The sequence below is a fragment of the Vreelandella arctica genome, assembly GCF_037070215.1.
GTDB lineage: Bacteria > Pseudomonadota > Gammaproteobacteria > Pseudomonadales > Halomonadaceae > Vreelandella > Vreelandella arctica.
In genome coordinates, this window is record NZ_JBANSN010000017.1 from 1 (window position 1) to 15,787 (window position 15,787).

10 protein-coding genes and 3 pseudogenes are annotated in these 15,787 nt (G+C 53.6%); 5 read left to right on the plus strand and 8 right to left on the minus strand.

All coding sequences use genetic code 11. The features are described 5' to 3' along the window. Positions 1–332: 332 nt before the first annotated feature. Positions 333–1,216: pseudogene (locus V8L70_RS14850) on the minus strand (EamA family transporter). A 227-nt stretch (positions 1,217–1,443) separates the two neighbouring features. Between V8L70_RS14850 and dsbD the strand changes: the two are divergent. Genes dsbD through dsbG form a run of 3 tightly spaced genes read left to right on the plus strand, consistent with a single transcriptional unit; the run spans position 1,444 to position 4,971 of the window. Beyond that, entirely contained in the window at positions 1,444–3,342 is a 1,899-nt protein-coding gene (gene dsbD / locus V8L70_RS14855) for a protein-disulfide reductase DsbD (RefSeq protein WP_336269961.1), read from the plus strand. After that, on the plus strand, positions 3,339–4,163 hold the full coding sequence (locus V8L70_RS14860) for a TlpA family protein disulfide reductase (protein WP_336269962.1): 825 nt from the start codon (positions 3,339–3,341) through the stop codon (positions 4,161–4,163). Before dsbD ends, V8L70_RS14860 begins: the two co-directional genes overlap by 4 nt. A gap of 25 nt (positions 4,164–4,188) precedes the next feature. Then, on the plus strand, positions 4,189–4,971 hold the full coding sequence (gene dsbG / locus V8L70_RS14865) for a thiol:disulfide interchange protein DsbG (protein ID WP_231125669.1): 783 nt from the start codon (positions 4,189–4,191) through the stop codon (positions 4,969–4,971). Between the two features lie 10 nt (positions 4,972–4,981). Here dsbG and V8L70_RS14870 read toward each other — a convergent pair whose 3' ends face one another. After that, on the minus strand, positions 4,982–6,289 hold the full coding sequence (locus V8L70_RS14870; RefSeq protein ID WP_336269965.1) for an ATP-binding protein: 1,308 nt from the start codon (positions 6,287–6,289) through the stop codon (positions 4,982–4,984). Next, positions 6,286–6,963, minus strand: a complete 678-nt coding sequence (locus V8L70_RS14875; protein ID WP_039857579.1) for a response regulator — start codon at positions 6,961–6,963, stop codon at positions 6,286–6,288. The genes V8L70_RS14870 and V8L70_RS14875 overlap by 4 nt, the downstream gene beginning before the upstream one ends. Before the next feature lie 284 nt (positions 6,964–7,247). Between V8L70_RS14875 and V8L70_RS14880 the strand changes: the two genes are divergently transcribed. Further along, a complete protein-coding gene (locus V8L70_RS14880; RefSeq protein WP_233975285.1) occupies positions 7,248–8,153 on the plus strand; it encodes a L,D-transpeptidase family protein in 906 nt (301 codons plus the stop codon). Positions 8,154–9,037: 884 nt separating this feature from the next. Here V8L70_RS14880 and V8L70_RS14885 read toward each other — a convergent pair. The 5 genes and pseudogenes from V8L70_RS14885 to V8L70_RS22940 all read right to left on the minus strand — a co-directional run. Next, positions 9,038–12,133: a molybdopterin dinucleotide binding domain-containing protein gene (locus V8L70_RS14885; RefSeq protein ID WP_039857575.1), complete on the minus strand. Its 3,096-nt coding sequence runs from the start codon at positions 12,131–12,133 to the stop codon at positions 9,038–9,040. After that, positions 12,126–13,355 carry an NrfD/PsrC family molybdoenzyme membrane anchor subunit gene (nrfD, locus tag V8L70_RS14890; protein ID WP_336269967.1) on the minus strand — a complete coding sequence of 410 codons (1,230 nt, stop codon included), beginning with the start codon at positions 13,353–13,355 and terminating at the stop codon, positions 12,126–12,128. The genes V8L70_RS14885 and nrfD overlap by 8 nt, the downstream gene beginning before the upstream one ends. After that, positions 13,339–14,115: a sulfate reduction electron transfer complex DsrMKJOP subunit DsrO gene (gene dsrO, locus V8L70_RS14895; RefSeq protein WP_039857572.1), complete on the minus strand. Its 777-nt coding sequence runs from the start codon at positions 14,113–14,115 to the stop codon at positions 13,339–13,341. Before dsrO ends, nrfD begins: the two co-directional genes overlap by 17 nt. A 292-nt stretch (positions 14,116–14,407) precedes the next feature. After that, positions 14,408–14,482 (minus strand): YgaP family membrane protein, encoded by a 75-nt coding sequence (locus V8L70_RS14900; protein ID WP_083868688.1) that lies wholly within the window; start codon positions 14,480–14,482, stop codon positions 14,408–14,410. Positions 14,483–14,486: 4 nt separating this feature from the next. After that, positions 14,487–14,705, minus strand: a pseudogene (locus tag V8L70_RS22940) (transposase); the annotation flags it as partial. A 166-nt stretch (positions 14,706–14,871) separates the two neighbouring features. Between V8L70_RS22940 and V8L70_RS14910 the strand changes: the two are divergent. Beyond that, positions 14,872–15,782 (plus strand): annotated as a pseudogene (locus V8L70_RS14910) (MBL fold metallo-hydrolase). Positions 15,783–15,787: the final 5 nt, after the last annotated feature.

Genomic DNA, 15,787 nt, shown 5'->3' on the forward strand with positions numbered 1-15,787 from the left:
GCTGGAAAGCACCGTCAGGTATCTAGGAATAGAGGTAGATGATGCGTTGGAAATGGCAGAACAGACAGAGGTTTGATAAGGATAAACGACGGCCTATTTCAGGTCGTCGTTGCCCGGCCAATAGCGGAAATTTAGTCAATTTTGATATAATGGATAGCTTGAGCGGTTTGGCTACTCCGCGCCTTCTGTAATATTTAGTTAGGCAAATATCAAATAAGCCAAGAAAAAACTCGTTACCTTTCTCTGCTCACCCTTCGCAAGTCGTCAATACCTACAGATAGCTGTAATCACAGCGTTGGATCCTAGATCAGAACGATAACCAGCTAGTGATTCTATCCGGAGGGTGGCCGTCCAGAGCTTGAAAAGACGCTCAGCGCGGTCACTGTGACTAATATCAGTCCCATACCCAGAATTTGCGGCCCTACCAGGGTTTCGCTTAACACCACGACTCCGAACAGCGTCGCGGTGGCCGGTTCGATCATTGCCACAACGGAGGCCACGGCCGGGGCAGTATGATTCAAGCTGATGATATAAAGAACAAAAGACAAACCTGCGCCGAGCACGCCGAGTACTGCGAATAGCGGCCAATCCGGCGTGCTCAGGACAGCAACCGCCTGGCCAACATCACTCGGCCAGATAAGAATACTGGCAAGTACCATAAGCGCGATAGAGAGAATAGCCTGCGGGCTACCGTGTGGCGCCGCATACTTGAAGCCGTAAATGAATATTGCGTAGGACAGTCCGGCAAGCAGACCAGCACCTACACCCATCGCCGTAACGCCACTCGCACCGACGTCATAAATCAGTGTAAGCAATACGACACCAAGAATCACTACTGCGATCGCGGCCCACTTCAGCGGCGTGGGACTTTCGAGCCTTAGAGCGAAGGATACGAGATATACGAAGACTGGGGCGCTGTACATCAATGTAGCCGCAACAGCAACGCTACCGTGCGCAATGCTTAAGAAATAGAACGAGAAGTTACCCCCTACGCCGACACCGGCGATGACTGACCAGAACCATAACCGGCGTTTTGTCAGGCCACTACTGTGTGGACGCAGTATTAGCCAGATGAGGACGCACAGTAGTCCGATCGCACCCGGTAGAAGGAAACCACGAACGCGTCCCAACCGTCGGCTATAAGGATTCCGCCGATCCCGCCAGATAACCCCCAGAAAAGCGCCGCCAGCACCACAAAAATTGTACTCGCCCCCATCCTGTAACCTCGCTTTTTCGTGTTGAACTAACATCGTTGACGGCGGAGAAGGGCGTCATGGGACCCTGCTCCGGGCCGCTGAAAGCAGTGCGTCGGTCACTGCCCGAGTATCAGGTAGGGCCGTCTGTACGCCAGCCAAGCCACTAGGCAGGAAAACCTTCATTTTCAGTTAATCCCCATAAGCCATCCTATCCAGCATCGAATCAGGAGTGCTGGAAATGCGAGCTATGAACAGGCCGATACAAGAGGCCATGTGCTTTAGGCTGGTGCAGTGGGTACTATTACTGGGGTTGCTAAGCGTTACGACAGTAGCCACTGCACAATCTTTTTTTGGCCAGCAGGAGAGCGTTCTTCCTCCAGAGCAAGTCTTCAAGCCAACACTTAGCCATGATGGCGAATCTCTGGAGATTGATTGGCAAATCGAGCCCGATTACTACCTTTACCGCCACCGTTTTTCTGCTGAAGCCGATGGGCGTGAGCTATCGCTGAATATCCCTGACGGGGAAACCATTGAGGACGAGTATTTTGGACGCTCTGAGGTTTATCGTCATTCGTTGAGTATGATCACCCAGCCTGGCAATGCTGAAACAATTACTCTTCGCTGGCAGGGCTGCGCCGATGCGGGCCTTTGCTATCCACCTCAGGAACAGACCTTTGACTTAGCGTCTGCTGGCCAGGACATATCCAAAACGGACGAGCCACCAGAAGCCACGAACATATCCTCATCTGAATCAAGCCCTACTTCAGACTCAGACAACACGATGGCAGAAGATCAGCAACTGGCGGCGCAACTGGCCGGAGGTAATTGGTTCTGGACGCTGGCGGCATTTTTCGGCATGGGGTTGTTACTGACATTCACGCCCTGTGTGTTGCCGATGGTACCGATCCTGTCGAGCCTGATTGTAGGTCGGCGAGAGGAGGGAGAGAGCCACCGAGCGGCAGGCTTAGTGATGTCTACTGCCTTCGTCCTGCCCATGGCGGCCACCTATGCGTTACTCGGCGTGGCCGCTGCCATGGCAGGCGCCAATCTACAGATGCTGTTTCAGAACGTCTGGTTTATCGGCCTGTTCTCGCTACTGTTTATCGTTCTCGCCTTGGCCATGTTCGGCTTATTCGAATTAGAGCTACCGAGAGCGCTTCGCCAGCGGCTTGATTCAGGCATGTCGCGTCAACGTGGTGGTCGCTTGAAAGGGGTTGCCATCATGGGCGTGCTCTCTGCACTGCTGGTGGGTCCCTGCATGACCGCGCCGTTAGCGGGAGCGCTACTGTTCATTGCTGATAGTGGCAACCCCTGGTTGGGAGGCGCAGCCCTGTTATCGCTTGGACTCGGAATGGGCCTACCACTAATCCTGATCGGCACCGTGGGTAGCCAGCTACTACCTAAGCCGGGTGCCTGGATGATTCGCATCAGAGCGCTTTTCGGCTTTGCATTACTGGGGATGGCGATTTGGTTTGTGGCTCGCGTAATACCTGATGCCATCGTTCTCGGCCTTTGGGGCGCCCTAGCACTTAGCTTTGCGATAACCCTCATGACGCTTGCTCGTAACAACGGCCATAGTAGCATCACGCCTCAAATCTTGACCGCCAGTGCAGCGAGCATAGCCATATGGAGCGCGCTAATGTTAATCGGTGCTGCCGGCGGTGGCTCTGATCCCTGGCGTCCGCTAGCGATTTTTACATCCACTAATGGAGGTTCAAACACAGCAGATTCGGTGTTAAACGATGAACAACCGCTTACCTTTGATGAGGTTGAAGATCTAGCCACGCTAGACGCCCGTATTGCCCAGACCGGGGTTAGCGGCCAGATGACGCTCGTCGAATTTACGGCCGACTGGTGCATCTCTTGTAAGGTGATCGAACAGGAAGTTTTCGCTGACCCCACTGTTCAAGCCGAACTGGAGAATGTGCAACGATTGAGCATCGACGTAACTAACTACGACGCATCTGACAAGGAGATCATGGAGCACTTTGGCATCGTTGGGCCGCCAACGCTAATGTGGTTCGGCTCTGACGGGCACGAGCGGCGCAGTGCGCGCATTATCGGCGAGCTAGACGCTGACACATTTCTGGAGCGCTTCGATCAAGCCAAACAAACCGGCAGTAGTACCACTGGAGGTGGTTCATGAGTCCCCTGGATCGCAGCCTCGTCATCGGCCCGTTAGCTCTGAGCGTGGGACAGCTTTTGCTGATGCTTTCGATAGTTGTAGCACTGATCATCGGAGGCTGGCTAGGCCGCCGACGAAAGGTCAACGTTGGCGATAGCATCTTCAATGCCGTGCTCTTGGGTATGATCGGGGCGCGACTCGTTTTCATCGTCCAATATGGTGAAAGCTACGACACGTTCTGGTCGTGGCTCGACATACGCGATCGCGGTTTCGAGCCGCTAGCGGGCCTTGTCGTCGCCTTGGTTTATCTTGTCTGGCGGCTATGGCGCCAACCTCGTGAGCGTAGACCGCTCGGGATAGCCGTAATATCCGGGGCGCTGGCCTGGTCGCTGACGGCGGGGGCACTGGCACTCATGGTATCTCAAGGTGCTAGCATTCCTCCGACGCCGTTAACCACGCTTGAGAATGGCGAAGTGACACTTCCCACTATGCTAAGCGAAGCTGATCGCCCCATGGTGGTCAATCTTTGGGCCAGCTGGTGCCCGCCGTGTCGACGCGAAATGCCTGTATTTGAGCAGGCTCAACAAGAGCGAGACGACGTAACGTTCGTGTTCGTCAATCAGGGCGAGAACCTCAGCACCGTTAACGCCTTTTTACAGCAAGAGTCACTCGCGCTCGATAATGTCTACCTTGATCGGAACAATGCGCTCGGCCACGAAGTGGGCGCTATGGCCATGCCCACAACGCTTTATTACAACGCCGATGGCACGCTTATAGATACTCACTTTGGTGAGCTCTCTCGCGCCACCCTCAACCGCAGTCTTGAGCGTTTCAGCCCCTAACTGACTCACTACGGAGATGACACACATGTTCGCTTTCTACCCCTGTATGACAACGCTACGCCTTACACTAACTCTTGGGGCTAGCGTCGCTCTGGCAACAAGCCTGCATGCGACTGCGGATGAGTGGCCTGCCCCTATTCAAGAGCTCGAACAGCAAGGCCTTACGATTCATGGTGAATTCGATGCACCTGACGGACTTACTGGGTATGCCGGTAGTGCTCGTGGTCAGACTGTCGCAGCATACCTCACCTCAGGAGGCGAGCATGCTGTAATAGGTACGCTGATTAATGCCGAGGGTCAGGACGTATCAGCTGAGCGGCTAGAGCAGCTCGTCAACGGCCCAAGAAACGCCGAGCTATGGCAAGAAATGGCTGATCAACACTGGGTGCGCGATGGCGATAAAGAGGCACCCCGCATCGTATATACCTTTAGTGACCCCAACTGTCCTTACTGCCGACAACTGTGGGAAGACGCCCAACCCTGGGTAGAAAGTGGCGAAGTTCAGATTCGTCATTTGATGGTAGGTATTCTCAAAGCAGACAGCCCTGAAAAGGCAGCCGCGATACTCAATGCGGATAATCCTGGCGAAGCGCTGGCTGAGCATTACCGCAACGGTGCCATGCCCGAAAATCAAGGTGATGACCAAAGCGAGCAGTGGGTTAGTGAAAACACCCAGCTAATGCGCGATGGCCAACTCTTCGCAACGCCAGCGACCTTTTATCAGGATGATAACGGTGACGTGCACAGTGTGATGGGTGCTCCCTCGCCAGAAAAGCTTCGAGCCATTATGGGGAGTGACACACCTTGACCTAAACGGTTCAACCCGAAGGCAATTGAAGCGTCACCTTTAGCCCAACACCATTGCCAGACGCGAACGTCACCCGGCCTCCTGCCCGGGTGACAATCGCCTCGACGATCGAAAGACCCAAACCACTGCCTTTAGGATGATCTCCCCGGTGAAAGCGCTCCGTCAGTCGAGAGAGGTGTTCGGAAGCAATGGTTTCACCTTGACTAGTAATATCGATGACTGCCATTCCCTCTGATTCCTGTACGGAAATCTCTATCGGCGCACCGAGTGCGCCGTGACGCATCGCATTTTCGAGCAGGTTGCGTAGAACCGTCACTAGAAGCGACTCAGTTAGGGCGACATGTACTTGGTTAACGCCTTGGGGATAATGACAATGATCACGGCTACCGGTTTCAGTCATCGCAGTCACCAGTGCCCCCCCAAGAGGAGTAGGGTCAGGACGACGGGCAAGTGTGATGTCCTCACTTTCCATTCTCGCCAATAGCAAAAGCTGACCAAGCGTTTTCGTTAGTCGATCTACCCCAGCTTCAGCTTGCTGCATCGCTTCGTGCTGCTGGTGACCGTCAACACGCCTCGCGATTTGCAGATGTGTGCGAATGGCAGTTAACGGTGTTCGAAGTTCGTGGGCGGCATCGTCGGTAAAGCGCTGCTCCAATTCGAGCATACGACGCGTTCGTGCCAGTAGCGTATTGAAACTATCGATCAGCGGGCGGATTTCACCAGGCAACCCATGAAGAGGTAGTGCCGAAAGGTCATTGTGTTCGCGCAGGATAAGTCGTTGTTGTAACTTGGCAAGCGGCGAAAGTCCTCGTGTTACCCCCCACCATAGCGCAACAAGACTGCCCACCAGCGCCAGTAGAAATGGGTAAAGCGCGGCCCGGCGAACCTGCTGCAGCAGTGCTTCTCTCTCTTTCAGACGATCTGCCACCGTAATACGCTTGTCGTTATCAACTAACGTGTAAACTCGCCAGCGCTGCCCGTTGTGCTCGCGATAACGATACCCCTCAGCCTCGACAGCAAGTACATCGTTCATCTCAGGGTGCGTACCCGCCACCACTTGGCCACGAAGTGACGATACCCGACAAGCAAGACCATCGAGTGAGGGAATAGCTGACGTTCCATCTTCTTCACTGTTCCAAGACGTTGTAGGCACGCGATCCAACAAACCAGCCACCATTCGCGCCGATTGCGCCAGACGCTGGTCAAGTGAATGCTCAAGCTGGGTCGACAGGTCGCGCATTGACCATGCTGCCGTAATACCCCACAGCAGCGTTAACGTAATTCCAAGTGTAGCAACCAGACGTAAGCGCAGATTCATGATGTCGCATCACTGTTGTATTTGCCAAGTCGATAACCCACACCTCGCACGGTTTCGATCACGTTGCGCCCCAGCTTGCGACGCAGTTGGTAGATGTGCACATTAAGCGCATTGCTTTCGATCTCATCATCAATACCGTAAAGGCAGTCCTTCAATTGATCGGCGCTCAGAATTCGCCCGCGAGCTCGAATCAGTGCTTCCAGCAGCATTAACTCGCGTCGTAATAGGACGACGGGTTCTCCATCAAGCGTGACGCTACGTGTAACGGGGTCTAATGCCAGGCTACCGTGACGAATGGCGTGATCCACTTGCCCTGCCGAACGGCGTAAAAGCGATTGGAGCCGGGCCGTTAACTCGTCAAGATCAAACGGCTTGATCAAATAGTCGTCTGCGCCTCCCTGAAGGCCCTCGACGCGGTTCGCTACCGCATCTCGAGCCGTTAGCATCAGCACTGGCGTCGCCACGCTCGCATGACGCCAATGCTTCAATAACGTCAAGCCATCTCCATCGGGCAACCGACGGTCGAGAATAACAGCATCGTAGTTAATTGTGGCTAGCGCACCTTTCGCAGCATCCAGGGTGGTGACGGTATCAACCACAAAGCCGCTCAGCGCCAATCCTGCTTCGACGCCAGCCGCTACCGGGGCATCATCTTCGACCAGTAATACCCGCATACTTACTCCGCAAAGGCATAGAAAGTGTTTTCTATCAGCAGTATGCCATTCGGGGATGAAGTTAATATGAGGCAGCCTCCATTTTACAGCCGACAGATCGAAACTGTTCAAACCATCAACTAGACGGCATCACTCAACGCGAACAGCCGCCATTATCAGCGCTTCATTTACAGTTAATGTTCATCATGCCTAATGAGTTTTTAGTCGTATAGTGAGTAACGTTTCTTATGAGCTCTTGCTTTGTAAAAACTACATGCGGTGGTCGTCTGCTTCGCTGCGCATTCATGATGGCATTGTGGCTTATTTCATTATCGGCTGTAGCCGAGACATCACGACCACTAGGGCATTACCCTTTGCCTGAAGCCGGTAACATCGTGGGTGAGACCTACACTGTCAGTGTAGAGGACGAGGCGGATATCCTGCTCGATATTGCTCACACACACGGTGTCGGCTACGAAGAAATTCGAAGGGCCAATCCTGACATCAGTCTTTGGGTTCCTGGGAAAGGAACGCAGGTTCAGATTCCGGCGCAGCACATACTGCCAGATGTGGAGCGTAAGGGAGTGGTTATCAATATCGCGGAGCTGCGGCTTTACTACTATCCCGAGGTGCAAGATGGAGAAACACCTCGCGTCGAGACCTACCCCATTGGCATTGGCCGCGATGGATTCGATACACCATTGGGGATTACTAAAACCACTATGCGCCTTGAGGATCCCGCTTGGTATCCACCCGAATCCGTTCGTCAGGAAGCGGCTGAACGCGGCGACCCACCGCCTGACGTTGTTCCGCCAGGGCCCGACAATCCCCTCGGTCAGCACGCCATCTTATTGGATATTCCTGGTTATTTAATTCATGGCACGAACCAACCAGATGGCATTGGCATGCGCGCCAGTCGAGGTTGTATCCGTATGCACCCCGACGATATTAAAGCCGTATTTGAGCAAATACCCAACGGTACCCAGGTCAATATTATCGATGAGCCGATCAAGCTTGGCTGGGACGCCGACCACTTGCCGTACTTGCAGGCATTTACTTCGCGTAATGAACAAGAAACGAGCATAAGCGACTTGCTGAATATCGTTAACAAAGCTGACGAACTGCCGGAACAAAAGCGCTCAAACATTGATTATGAAGTGATGCAGAAAGCGCTTAAAAGAGGTAGTGGACGTATAGAGCCGCTAATTTAACCCACTTTTTAGTAAATTTTAGCGGTTGTTATGGGTTCAATGTGGCCAAGGGCTTTCATAAGTGATGCCGTCACGTCCGTCGCAGGGTTTACTGTATCCTGGGATTCCCCTGCCATCCATACAAGGCATCATTTACAGCGTTCTTCAGGAATAAATGGGGCATTCAAAGGGAATAAAGTATGGTGGTAAGCAGCGAGAAACTCTTTGCAGAGTGTTAGTTAAAATTAGGCTTTAAGACAGATCATCGCGTGTAATTTCAACTTTGCTAAATGCATTAAGCACGGAGGCCTCACAAGGTACACTCTCATTGTTTGATTTAGGATGTTTGAAAGGATCGGCAAGCTCTAGGCTATGGCTAGTCAATTTTTGAACGACACCTTGGACGAGCCGAACGCTCCAAAGCCCTAGAGAAGTCACAGTAGCCAGCCCAGCACTGTAACCAGCTCGCTGACTATTCGTGCTGGCTGCTTATGGGAGTCTGGGCTGGATGAGCCGTGTACTTAAAGATGGTTCCCTATCTAGGGCATTTAGGCTCCACCACTTTTGGACCTTTGAACCTCGTCATCTGATGACACAAGATCATGCCTGTGGCTACGGCCTAATAGGCCAACAATTCCTCCGAGCACCCACTCATGAATGAATATAACGACCATATCGCCAGCAATTAGCAGATAAGTGACAGTTAAAATGTTGCGTTTCTAGTCAAGTTGATAAGTGTCCGAACCAGGCAGAGAAAAAATACTGAGTTAACTATAAACCGTTGGCCAGTTTTAATTGACCACTACAGCCTTAGCGGACACCCTTAGAAGCTCATGAGGGCGTCCTTGTTTTTTTCATTCCAAATTTGTAAAGCTAGCTGTATATATTCTATTGCTCTGCATTGGTTAGACTCGTCTAACTTTTACTGGTAAGCCTTGGCGCACGCTGGCCCCACTGATTGGCTCTAGCCAAGTGCCATCTACTTTCCGTGTGGGGTCTTGAAAGCCTAGGTCATTAATATTGATACCTGCACGCATCCAGGGCATATCCGGCTGGGATACCCCGTCGATGACATGTGGCGTGGCACCTAAATCCTTGTGGCCATAGCCGTGCTCAATGCCCAGGGCGCCAGGTATTACGCTTTCACTGACTAGTGCCAATCCCACAACGCTTCCGCCAGGGCTTTCTATGCGAATGGTATCACCGTGCTGGATACCAAAGCGCTCGGCGTCTTGGCGGTGCATTTGTATCGGGTTATAAGGCTTGATCATACGTAGCCGCTCACTCCCAATGGCGTAAGAGTTCATCAGATTGGATTTGAACGAGAAGGCTAGCAGCGGCCACTCCTGCTCAGAAAATATCTCGCGCATAGGTTGCTTGTTCGCCATCTGAGGCAGCTTATGGCAGGGGACGCCGCTATTGGGCAGGCCATTAGTGGTATCAATACTGGTGCCTACCGATTCGTTGTAAACACACAGCGTTTGCTTCCACTGGTATTTCAATTTTTCACCGATGAAGTGCTCGCTGGCATCTTCAAAGCGTCCACCCCGGGCATAGAGATAGGCAACTCTAGCGCGTTCATCAGATTTTAGCGTTCTTGCGATTTTAGGCAGCAGTGGGGCAATGCCTCCATGAGCAATATCAGCGTCATCTGCTTCTGGCAGTGGCTCTTCTTGAAAAGCGATATTGGCCGCGGCTCGCAGGTAGTAATCCTCAGCGCGATTGAGCGGGTGCAGATTTCCTTGGGCATCGGGAATTGCGTTGTCGCCAAAGCCGGGCAGACCCAGGCGCTTGGCCACGGCAATAAAGAAGCTGTCCATTGACACCGGTTCTCCCTCGGCGGTTTTTTGCTGGCGTGGCTCAACTACGGGCCAGCAGGCGGTGGTTAGTTTGCCGAGGGTGCCTTTCCACGCGCCAGTAAACCCCCACACCTCGTACATCACGGAATCAGGCACGATGTAGTCGGCGTAGCGGTTGGTTTCATTGATAAAGCCATCCACGGCGACAAAGAGCCCTAGACGCTTAGGGTCCTTCAGCTTGTCGACAATGACGCTTTTCAGACCGGCCTGACCATAAATCGGGTTGGCCATACAGCCAATCACCGCTTTGATGGGGTAAGGATAGCTATCTAGTGCAGAGGGTAGGTGCTCTGTGAGTGTCGGCGGTGCCAACGAGCGCCACGGCGCTCTAGCCGGGTAAGGATTTTCGCCTGCGGCGACTTTGCGCTGATACTCGGAAGACTTTTCGTAGGGGAAGCGCGAGCGGGATAGAAATACCCCCTGAGGTGCGCGCTTACCAGGAAAGTTGGCTAAGTCGTAGCGTGGGCCCTCGCCGGTACCGCTGTAAGTGCCGCCGCCCACGGCGCTGCCACCCTTCATGTTGTAGTTGCCCGCCAGTAAGTTCAGCATTTGCACGCTGAACGCGGCGTAGAAACCGTTACCCGACATCATGCCGCCGTGACAGTTAACAGCGGCTTTTCTGCCATGGCTGGCATAGCGGCTGGCCAATTCAATAATCGTCGCCTTGGGAATGCCACAATGCTCGGCATAGGTGTCTAGGTCGTACTCGTGGGCAGATTCGCTTAGCAACGTCAGGCTGCTTTTGACGGTCACGGTGGTGCCATCGGCAAGCTCAACCGGACGTTCGGCAAAGAGCTCGGCGGTCATCACCTCTTCGCTTAGCGCGAGTTCGCCATTGGCGACTACCATCGGCGAGTCAGCATCGTTATCCGCTTCCGCTAGGCCCAGGTCGCTGGCGCGAAGAAAATAACCTCTGCGGGGGTGTTCATAGGTGTCAATCACCAAATGAGTGGCGTTGGAGTGGGTGGTTTCGCCCGCTGCATTGGCGGCGGCTTGGCCGGGCAGAGCTAGGAAGTCACTAGCATAGCCTTGGTTGTCGAGTAGCCACTGGATGATTGCCATGGCAAAAGCGCTGTCTGTCCCAGGACGAATAGGCACCCAGCGGTTGTTGTCGGCTGCGTGGGAGGTGGCGGCATTGAGCGCTGGGTCGACCACCACGTACTCCAACGTACCGGCTGCACGGGCTTGGGCAATCAAGCGGCCTTGGCGTTTAAACGGGTTGCCCGCTTGGCTGGGCGCACAGCCGATATACATGATGAAGCGTGCGTTTTGGATATCTGGCTTAACGTGGGCGTTGGTGACAATATTGTTCATCACCGCGCCAGATCCCATGCGGAAAGCCAAACCACAGTAAGCGCCATGGTGACCATAATTGCGGGTAGCAAAGGCATTGAGGGTAAAGCGCTTGAGTAGGTCTGAACGCCCGTAGTCAGTGGCTTCCATCACCATTAATTGGTTGGCCTTGGGGCCATATTCAGGGTTGTCAGGGTCAATCAGGGTGTCGTGATCGCGAATATCGCGCAGTCCATCAACGTGGCCTTCGTTAAACAGGTCGCCGCCTTCGCAGATTTCTTCAATTAGCTGCTCAAAGGAGATTTTCTGCCATTGACGGCTACCACGTTCACCTACTCGTTTCAGGCAGTTGTCGACTCGGAAAGGGTTGGTAATTTGGCTCATCATGGCGTTGCCACGGGCGCAGGCGGTGGAGCGGTTTATCTGACCCTGTTCACCATAGGCGCTAACACTACGCAGTGCATCCGCCACCGGTGTACGCATAGGTAAATGGTCGTCGGCGGACAGCGGGTGGTAGGGATTGCCTGATACCCGCAGTACTTCGCCAAGGGTGTCATCGACCCTCACTCTCACGCCGCATCGAGTAGTACAGCCGTAACAAATAGTGAAGGCGACTCGCTGGCCGGGGGTTAAGGTGAGTTCGCCAGTGTCTAAATCGACGCGGTATTCTGGGGTCAGCGAGTTGCCATGAATATTGTGCCTGGGTTTTTCACCCGCGCTACCGGTAATGCCCTTGGCCATTTTTGCCAGTGGGTCGGCATAGCCCACGGCAAAGGTGGCTGCACCACCAGCGGCGGCAGCGCCTTTTAGAAAACGGCGGCGTGACGGGTCTTGAGCAGACTTAGACATGACTAGACGCTCCTTTTTTAGCGGTGAGAGGATGAGTAGAAGCATCTTGGGCAGCGTGGGTTGGCATTGCTATAAGGCCGCCTAGTTGGGCCTGTCGCCAGGGAATAAACAGTTCAATCAGGAGAATAACGGCGAGCCAGAGACCGAAGGTGCCAACAATGCCTAAAATGCCGGAAGAGCCGGCGGGAATACCATAGTGGTGAAATCCGGCACTATTGCGCGCCACATGCTGAACATCCATCAGTACCACCCAGCGAAACATCCAGCCCATGTGTATGGCGACGAGGCCTAGCAACCATGCCCAGGCAAACAGTGCTGGCTGGCTAGAGGTTGGAGCGCCGCTCGGCCCGGGCTGGCGCAGGGTAGGGCGAGTCAATAAATACAACACGGCGGCAAACAGCGCGATGCCGGTAATGCCTCCCCAGAGGGCAGTGTTGCGCCACGAGGCGCTATGGCGCACGGATTCCAGCGCGGTGGCGACTGAGCCTACGTGGGCATTTACGCCATCTAAAAACCAGCTAAGCGCGATCAATCCTGCTAGCGCACAGGCCACTAGCAGCACATACAGCATCTGTCGTATAGCGGTTTGCGAACAAAGCCCACTAACCCTGTTCAGCACTAACACCAGACCGGAGGCGGCGATAAATCCGGTGGTCGCCAGCATGGGCGGTAGCCACACGGTGTTCCAAAGCGGACGGGCCTTTACGATTGCTAGTTCCGCACCGGTGTAAAGCATAATGCCGCTGGAAAGCCCCAGCGCAGCCAGACCTACCACCGCGACTATTGCTCGTGGCGTTGTGCCACTGCCCAGTGAAAGCCAGGTGGCTAGCATGCCACCGAGTCCTGGAGTGCCGCACTGTGCCTGCAGCGCGGGCCGCCATGCCAACCAAGCAAGGCCAAGCACGCTAACCAAATAAAGCGGCAGAACAACGCTGCCAATCGACATCCACGAGTGGCTATTGGCGTAAGCGTAGAAGTGCCAGAACCGCAGTGGCTGGTGCAAATCCGCGAGTAACGCAACGGGCGCCACTAGCGTAGTGCTAACGCAAGCGATTAGCGCCAGACGTGCGGTAGGCAGCCAGGTTTTTTTACCGAATACCAGTGCTGGGGCGGCTAGCCATAGGCTGGCGTAGGAAACCGCAATCATAAAAAAGTACTGAACCGCCCACGGGTACCAGGCGATGTCATAGCGCGGTGCCAGTAGCTCAATGGTGGAATTCATAGCCCATCTCCTGACCGTGGGGGTCGAGTACTTCGAGCGCAACGGGCTCGGCCTTAGGACGCGTGGTGAAGCGCTCATCCATGCCTAGGTAGAACACCTGAGGAAGGGTGTTTTTTTCTGGTTGTAGCACCATCAATGCATCGCGATGTTCATGAATCATGCGGCTGATTTGGCTTTGAGGATCGCGCATATCTCCAATCACGCGGGCACCGCCTACGCAGCTCTCAACGCAAGCGGGCAATAGTCCGGCTTCTAGACGATGGGCACAGAAGGTGCACTTGTCGGCGGTTTGAGTGCGTTGGTTAATAAAGCGAGCATCGTAGGGGCAAGCATTGACGCAATAGGCACACCCTACGCAGCGGTCGCTATCGACCACCACAATGCCATCCTGCTGCTGGTAAGTGGCTTCTACAGGGCAGACCGGGACGCAGGGTGGGTTTTCACAGTGGTTACACAGCCGGGGCAGCATAAAGGTGGCTAATTCGCCGCTTTCCTGATGCTGTACTTCATACTGGGAGACCGTGGTGCGAAACTGTCCCAGCGGTGCAGCGTTTTCGATATGACACGACACCGTACAGGCTTGGCAGCCGATGCACTGGCGTAAGTCGATAAGCATACCGTAGCGTTTAGTTGGGTCGCCTTCGCGGCGGGCAGGTTGCTGATTAATGCCAGCTTGGGCAAGGCTTGAAAACGGCATCAGCGCAGCGCCTGCACTTAAGCGTGCCATTTGACCCAAGAGCGAGCGACGTATTGCGTCCATAGCGCCTCCTTGGCGAATTAAACGGCATTCGCAGGGCGAATGTCGGAATACCCTTAGATTACGCCTTTGCTCAAGGTAGAAAGTTGATACGTGTCAATGTGTTATGATATATCGCTTAATGCTCTCTTAATGTTAAATGACTAAGTAGCTGTTCTGTATATGGAATTTCATCTAGCATTAAGTAATTAGCTTGTTACATGGGAATTTTTTAGCGCGCATATGTAAAAAAGCGCTTGCCCCAATAAACATGGCAAGCGCTTTTTCTATGGTTTTGTTTGCTTAATAGGCACTATTAAATTTTACATGTATTAATGCCTATTAATTTATAAGCTGGGCAGAAGTTAAATAGCCCGGTGGCTAGCGGCAATCATCTCCAGTAGCGACTCAGTGAAAAGCTTCTTTAATCTTGTCTTCGCGACTTCGAGTTCGTTGAGTCGCTTGGAATCTGGCTAGCTCATTCCACCCAATTCGCTGCACCATAAGTAATAACTTGCTTCCGAGAAACCATGCCGACGGTATGGCTCATCAATAGGCAGCCCCGCATCTGCTTCACCCAAGAGACCTATGAACTGTTGTGTGCTAACGCTCATGCATGTCCGTTCTCCTTGCTAGTAGGATCGAAATCTAAAGTGTAGCGCAACCCAATCAGAGGGTAGATGTCACTTTTACTTGATGTTTGTATAAACATGTTTCATTGTTTTCTTGTTATTCCAATATGGTCTAGGCTTGTAACTAAAATGGAGAATGAGGAAGAATATGCGTAATTTCCGACACTCACCAGGCAGGCCGGACGTGGCCGGCTTTTTCGATCAAAGAACCTCAAGCGTTCAATATATTATCAGTGACCCTGCGACACGGCGCTGTGCCATCCTTGACCCTGTCTTGGACTTTGATGAGAAGTCAGGGACCACTGCAACCCACCATGCTGATGAGTTACTAGATTACGTCGCACGGGAGGGGCTCATCGTTGACTGGATACTCGATACGCATCCACACGCCGACCATTTTTCGGCAGCACAGTATCTTAAGGAAAAGACAGGGGCACCAACGGCTATAGGAGCTTACGTTACGCAAGTGCAAGCGCTATGGAAGGATATATACAACTGGCCCGACTTTCCGGATGACGGCCGACAGTGGGACCACCTTTTTGTAGAGGGCGATACTTTCCACGTGGGCGAGATAGAAGGCCGGATTATGTTCTCGCCCGGCCATACCAAGGCGTCGATCACCTACGTCATCGGCGATGCGGCGTTCGTGCACGACACGCTGTTTCAGCCGGATGGTGGTACGGCCCGTGCCGATTTCCCCGGGGGGAATGCTCACAAGCTGTGGGATTCCATTCAGGCCATTCTGGCACTGCCGGACGACACTCGGCTCTTTACTGGTCACGACTACATGCCCGGCGATCGCGAGCCAGAGTGGGAAAGCACGGTAAGTGTCCAGCGCGAAACCAATATTCATCTCCAAGACAGCCCAACAGCGGAAAGCTTCATCGCCGTAACGAACGTGACGCCAAGCTGCCCATGCCGAAACTGATCCTGCACGCTTTGCAAGTCAATATCCGGGGCGGCGACCTGCCAGAGCCAGAGGATAATGGTCGTCGTTACCTGAAGATTCCCCTCGATGCTCTACCGGGGGCCGCCTGGGATGATGAGGCGCGTTCCTAAAGCGA